This window comes from Novosphingobium rosa NBRC 15208, from assembly GCF_001598555.1.
Lineage (GTDB): Bacteria > Pseudomonadota > Alphaproteobacteria > Sphingomonadales > Sphingomonadaceae > Novosphingobium > Novosphingobium rosa.
Genome location: NZ_BCZE01000146.1, coordinates 1 through 5,739, shown reverse-complemented (window position 1 = coordinate 5,739; position 5,739 = coordinate 1). Strand labels below are relative to the sequence as shown.

General features: G+C 67.4%; 6 protein-coding genes. All 6 read right to left on the bottom strand.

Features of this window, described 5'->3' with window-relative positions:
• Positions 1–17: 17 nt before the first annotated feature.
• Positions 18–1,145: an OmpA family protein gene (locus SR3_RS29880; protein ID WP_084456068.1), complete on the bottom strand. Its 1,128-nt coding sequence runs from the start codon at positions 1,143–1,145 to the stop codon at positions 18–20.
• Positions 1,146–1,322: 177 nt separating this feature from the next.
• Positions 1,323–1,781, bottom strand: a complete 459-nt coding sequence (locus tag SR3_RS29875; protein ID WP_068094964.1) for a DUF2793 domain-containing protein — start codon at positions 1,779–1,781, stop codon at positions 1,323–1,325.
• Positions 1,782–1,814: 33 nt separating this feature from the next.
• Entirely contained in the window at positions 1,815–3,989 is a 2,175-nt protein-coding gene (locus SR3_RS29870) for a GTA baseplate fiber-binding domain-containing protein (protein WP_068094960.1), read from the bottom strand.
• An 11-nt stretch (positions 3,990–4,000) separates the two neighbouring features.
• A complete protein-coding gene (locus SR3_RS29865; RefSeq protein ID WP_068094957.1) occupies positions 4,001–4,411 on the bottom strand; it encodes an NlpC/P60 family protein in 411 nt (136 codons plus the stop codon).
• Entirely contained in the window at positions 4,395–5,213 is an 819-nt protein-coding gene (locus tag SR3_RS29860; protein ID WP_068094954.1) for a DUF2163 domain-containing protein, read from the bottom strand. Before SR3_RS29860 ends, SR3_RS29865 begins: the two co-directional genes overlap by 17 nt.
• A partial coding sequence (locus tag SR3_RS29855) for a DUF2460 domain-containing protein (protein WP_157099216.1) occupies positions 5,210–5,739 on the bottom strand: 530 nt, incomplete at its 5' end. The genes SR3_RS29860 and SR3_RS29855, both read right to left, overlap by 4 nt.

The window sequence follows — 5,739 nt, the reverse complement described above, 5'->3', positions numbered from 1 at the left end:
GGTAGCCTGTACCGAGCTTAGTTGCCCGAACCCGGACCGTAGGTGATTTCCACGCGACGGTTCTGCAGTTCGCGCACGCCATCGGCGGTCGGAACGCGGGGGTTGGCTTCGCCGTAAGCGGTGCCCGAGATGGTGCCGTCAGCCACGCCATGCGAGGTGAGGTAAGCACGCACCGAGGCGTTACGACGGGCCGAGAGACCCAGGTTGTACTTGGGCGTGCCCGAACGGTCGGTGTAACCGGCCAGCGAGATCGCCGCCGAACCGCAGTTGCCATAGGCCTGGATCGCGCTGTCCAGAATGGTGGCGGCCTGCGGCGTGATGTCCGACTTATCCCAATCGAAGAACACGATGTAGGGGCCCTTGTTGCACACCGGAGCCGGGGGCGGCGGAGGCGGAGGGGGCGGCGGAGGCGGCGGCGGGGGAGGCGGCGGCGGCGGCGGGGGAGGCGGCGGCGGAGCAGCCGGCTCACCGAAGTTGTAGGTCAGCGTGGCCAGCAGCGAGTGCGAGTGGAAACGCTCGACGAAGGGGTTGCCCTGCAGGCTGACGAAGTGGTTCGCGCCCGAAGCGGCGAAGTAGCGATACTTCAGACCCAGATCGACATGCTTGCTGAGCGGAGCGCGGATACCCGCGATCGCCTGATAAGCGAAGCCCGACGACGAATCGTTCACGCCACCGTTGTTGTTAGGAGCCGAGGTGTAGATCGCATTCTTGACGCGCGCCACGCCGACGCCGCCGCCGATGAAGCCCTGCAGGCCGTCATCGGGACCGAAGTCCAGCAGGCCGTTGGCCATGAAGCTGAGCACGCTGGTGCCACCAGCGGCCTGGTTGTTGGCCGAGTCATACACCGTACCAGCATTGGTGGTGAACTTCTTGGCGGCAACGCGGCGGTAGCTGGCTTCGGTTTCCAGACGGAAGGGACCGAAATCGTAACCGATGATGCCACCGAAGTCGTAGCCGGTCTTGGTGTTGAAGTAACCGACAGTCGTGCCGCCAGCGGGCTGGCTGGCGCTGATGTTCACGACGCGATTGCTCTCAACGATCGTCGCACCGGCATCACCTTCGACGTACCAGGACTTGTCACGCGCCAGAGCGGGCGTGGCAAGGGCTGTCGAGGCTAGCGCCAAACCTAGGGCTAGTCTGCGCATTATAAATTCCCCTTTCAATGTGGAGGCCACCGATTGGGGAAATGTCTATCCACTTCGTTGGTTACACGCAAGCCGCGAAAAATCCTGCACTGTTGCAAAAATGCCGCGTTCCCGGCAGCTTGCAGCTATGTTGCGGCCTGTAAAATCCGGTTCCGTTGCAGCTGCGAGCATCCCGGATCAGGATTGCGGCAGAATTCCCGAAATCTGCAACGCGGCAACCAGATTGGCAAGAGTGCTTCGCGCCTCCGCATCGATGATTGTGCCGTTCTGGGGCAGGGATACGACGGGCGCCACTTTCCATCCCCCGGCATAATGTGAAAACTGCTGCGAGGCCTTGTTAAAAAACCGTAAACCATCGAAAGGCTCAAGAAACAACCAGTTGCCGCCCTGCCTTGCGGCGATGCAGTCCTCCTGCCCGGCCCAGTCGCCGCTGGCCGGGGTGGCGACCAGCCAGTTGCCGCCCTCGACCGGCGCGGCGGGCGGCGTGGCCGCGATGCCCTCGATGGCGCAATGCACGGCGGCGTCAAGCCGGGCATGGGACTCATTGACGAAGGCCTCTTTCTGGGCCTGTCCGGCATAGAGCAGCGGCAGGCCAAGGCGCGGGCTGGCGGCGGAAAAGGTGATTGAGTCAGTCATCGAACATCCTTCGCGGAAAGAAAAAATTACGGTTCAGCCAAGGGTGGCGAGCGTCAGGCTTTCGGAAAGCGCATAGGTTCCCTGCTGGCGAACCGCGAAACTGGCGCCGGGATGGGCGGCCTTGAACGCCGCGACATCGCTGGCGGCCAGACTCAGCGCCGGGCTGGAGAGCTGCCATTGCAGGATTGGATTGTCCCACCCGCCCAAACTCACCAGATAGGCTTCGCTTTGCTCTTGAAGCGGGGTGTCGACGCCGTCGCTCCATGCCCAGCCGCCACGGGCGCGGCGGGTCCAGCCGAGGGTCAGGCTGCCGTCCGGAGCGTAGCTGGCCCTGGGGTGCACCGGCGACCATGGCCGCCGACCAGTGCCGCGGCACAGGATCGGCGCTTCGACCTGCGCCGGATCGGCCAGACCCAGCGCAGCGATGGCACTGGCGCCTTGCAGCCTGGCGCCATCGAGCTGCACGGGCGTGGCATCGAGCAAGACAAAAGCCTCGCCTGCCGCATGAGTGCCGATGGCGCTTTCGGTGCCGCCACGCCCGCGCAGCAGCGTGCTGAGCACCCACACGCCTTTGCCTTGCGCCGTGGCATGGGCGAACTGGATGATCTCGCTGCCCAGCAGGGCCCGGTTGGCGCCCATCGCCAGCTGGTCCAGCGTGGCGCCGGTGAGGGCCAGATCGTTGCCGGTCAGGTGTACTGTCACCGCCGACTGTCGGTCGATCAGCAGAGGCGAGGCAGGGGCCAGCGCGTCCAGCGCCAGTCCCGTGGTGCTGCGTTGTCGCCCGGTGGCGGCCAGCCATGTCAGCGTGCCATCGCCGACATCGCTATAAAGCGCCGCACCCGGCCAGCCCGCGCTGCTGGAGGACGCGGCGGCCTGCACGATGATCGCATCGCTGCTGCCTTGCCCGTCCCACGGCAGCTCATAGGCGACGAGACTGGTGGGCGTAACGGGATCATCGCTGGCCAGATTGGCACGGCCCGGATCGGCACTGACTCCGGAACTGGCGGTGGGGGCCACGCGCTCCAGATCGAGCTGGATGCCGGTGTCGCGCCATTCCCATGCCGTTACGCGCCACAGTCCGGGCTGGCCGAAAGGCGTCACCAGCACGCCCGGCGCGACGGCGGGGTCCAGCTCGGCGCAGCGCCACGCCAGCGTCTCGCGGCGCCAGTCGGCATCGCGGGCAGCTTGCTGGATCAGGCGGACCGCGTCGCTGGCGGCGATGGTGGCGGGCACGTCCACCGTTTTGGGCTGGCCGGGCAGGGCCCGACCGATGGCGCGCTGCATGCCGGGTTGGTAATCGAGCGCCGGATCGTAATAGCGCAGCACGCGGGGCGGATTGTCGGGCGCGGGATCGCGCTTGTATTGGTAGCCGCTCCGGGCGCCGAACTCGCCGCTGGCGCTGGTGAGCGCCGGTTCGGGCAAAGCGATGGGCGCGGTGGACTGGCGATCGGCGGTGATGGTCAGGGCAGCGCCGCCTGCGTCGCAGCTCATCGGCATCACCGGCTGGAATTGCGAGAGCGTGTCGGCCAGCGATCCCTCGCAGGCATAGCCCAGAATGCCGTCGAGCGGGACCGAGAGCGCCACATCCTCTACCCCGTCGAACAGCGAGGCCAGCGACAGGGTGCCTTCATCGCCGAAGATCTCGAAGGTCAGCGTGGGGATGCGGTTGCCGAAATCGGCCAGTTGCAGATCCTCGAAGACGGCATAGGCCAGGCCGCGAAACGCCGGGCAGTTCTGCGCCCCTTCCGAAGAGGCGATCAGCGGATCGATGCTCTGGTCACCATAGCCGGTGTGGATGCGCAGCGCGCCGCCCACTTTCAGCGCGCCATCCGCGCCGCGCAGCAGATCGCCATCGGCCCAGATACGCCCCACGCGCTGGACCGGTCGGCTGGAGAGCGCCACGGCGAAGCTGGAGGAATAGCTGTAGGTGGTGACGCTGGGCTGGCCCTTGCCGCCGCTGGTCTGGCCGTGTTCGACCAGATCGGTGGCCCAGATGATGGTGCCACCCACGCGCATCGCGCCGAACTGGCGGGGGATGGCGGTGCCATAGCTTGAGGTGGTGACCGCCAGATCCTTGAGCCGGGGCCCGCTCACGCTGCCGCCGCCAAAGACTGCGGCATCGACCTGCTGCCCGGCCAGCGCGCCCAGCACGCCGCCGATGGGGCCGCCCAATGCGGTGCCCAGCGCGGTGAAAAGCAAGGTTGCCATGATGTGTCCTTTCAGGCGGTTTCGGGCAGACGCCAGCGCGCAATGATGGCGCCTTGCGGGTCGGGCGAATGCACCACGCGGCGCAGTCCGGCATGGGCATGGATCAGGCCCAAATCCCGCGCGACAATGCCCAGATGGAACTGGCAGGGGCCGACATGCAGCAGCAGCACATCGCCTGCCTCTGGTGCGCCTTCGGCTGGCAGCAGCCCGGCGCTATCCGCCAGCGGCAGCAGGGGATCGATCCCCCGCATCCGCAGCGCATAGTTGTGAGGCAGCGCCAAGGGACGCCCCGCCATGCCGAGCGCCGCGCCGACCAGCCCCAGGCAATCGAGCCCGGTCTGCGGATCGCGGCCATGCAGGCGGAAGGGGCTGCCGATCAGGCTGGCGGCGGCCCCGGCCAGCGCGTCAGCTGGGCAGGCCATAGCGGATCACCAGATCATTGCCGGGCAAAAAGGGCTCGCCCCGGAAGTTGAGCGCATTGTCGAAACGCGTGGCGCAGCTGGCCAGCGTATGGTCGCAACCCTCGCGCAGCTGCGCGCGCAGACCCGAGGCCAAAGGCTGATCGAGAGGCCGATCCAGCACCAGAGCATCGCCCGCCAGCCCGGCGACACCCATGGCCAGCCCGGCATAGGGGCCGTCCAGCCAGCGGATTTGCCCACCCGGCAGCAGAGACGCCGCTACATCGCTGCTCATGGTCACGGCGTTGAGCGCAGGATCGAAGCTGGCCAGCACTGCCTCATGGGTAAAACGCGCCGCCGACAGCCCGCAACCCTGACCGCAGAAATCGGCGCGGCAGCAGGGGCTGGTGCGCGGCACCGGATCGCGCGCCAGATCGCCCTTGCGCGAGACCAGCTGCGCCGAGAACCGGTTGCTGTCCTGCGTGACGCCGCCGATGCTGCCCGCATAGATCGCGGTGAACTCCAATGTTTGCCAATCCACCAGCCCCACCGCCACCCGCGCGCCATCATAGCGCCCGGCGACCAGATCCTCCTCAGACAAGCTGTCATGCGCGATGGCGCCATCGACCTCGGCGGAATCCGCGTCGAAGCCGGTCGAGCGGCGGATCGCGGCGGGCATCATGCCCGGCGCGCTGCGGTGGAGCAGGGCGTCGAACCACAGATCGGCATCATGGGTGGTGAAGCCCAGCGAGACGCCGTCGCGCCGGTCGATCCGCCACCATGTCGCCACGGTTTCGAGCGGCTGGGAGAACCAGACCCGGCTCATACCGCCTCCCGGATTTCGATGACAGGCACGCTGGGCGCCTCGCCCATGGCGAAACCGGCGCCGGAGATATCCAGCGTGTCCTGCTCGAAGCGCACCGGCACATCGAAGAGGAAGCCGGCGCGGATGGTGGCTCCGGCAGCGGGCGGGGTGGTGAAGCTGACCATGCCGTTCTCTTCCAGCGCCCAGCCATTGGTCACGCCCATGCCATTCACGCTGACCAGCACGCTCCCCGCGCGAGGGCGGGTGATGCGGCGCTGCTGCGGGTCTTGCGCGGCATCGCCATACTGCTTGACCAGCGCAAAGCTGGAGGCGGTGCCATCGCCCAGGCCGATCACCTGATCCACCGGGGTGGGCGCATCGACCATGCCGTTGGAGCTGAAATCGCTGGGGTCGCCCAGACGGAAGCCGCGCGCGGCGCCCCGGCGGGCGCGAAAGAAGGCGATCAGCACGCCCAGCTCCGCCTCGGAACGCAGGCCCGGGCCCAGATCGAAATGCAGGCGGGCGTTGCTCCACAGGCTGCCCCGCC

Excerpts from the sequence above, each read along its gene's own strand:
- SR3_RS29880 (WP_084456068.1), bottom strand. The coding sequence starts at position 1,145 with ATGCGCAGACTAGCCCTAGGTTTGGCGCTAGCCTCGACAGCCCTTGCC.
- SR3_RS29875 (WP_068094964.1), bottom strand. The coding sequence starts at position 1,781 with ATGACTGACTCAATCACCTTTTCCGCCGCCAGCCCGCGCCTTGGCCTG.
- SR3_RS29870 (WP_068094960.1), bottom strand. The coding sequence starts at position 3,989 with ATGGCAACCTTGCTTTTCACCGCGCTGGGCACCGCATTGGGCGGCCCC.
- SR3_RS29865 (WP_068094957.1), bottom strand. The coding sequence starts at position 4,411 with ATGGCCTGCCCAGCTGACGCGCTGGCCGGGGCCGCCGCCAGCCTGATC.
- SR3_RS29860 (WP_068094954.1), bottom strand. The coding sequence starts at position 5,213 with ATGAGCCGGGTCTGGTTCTCCCAGCCGCTCGAAACCGTGGCGACATGG.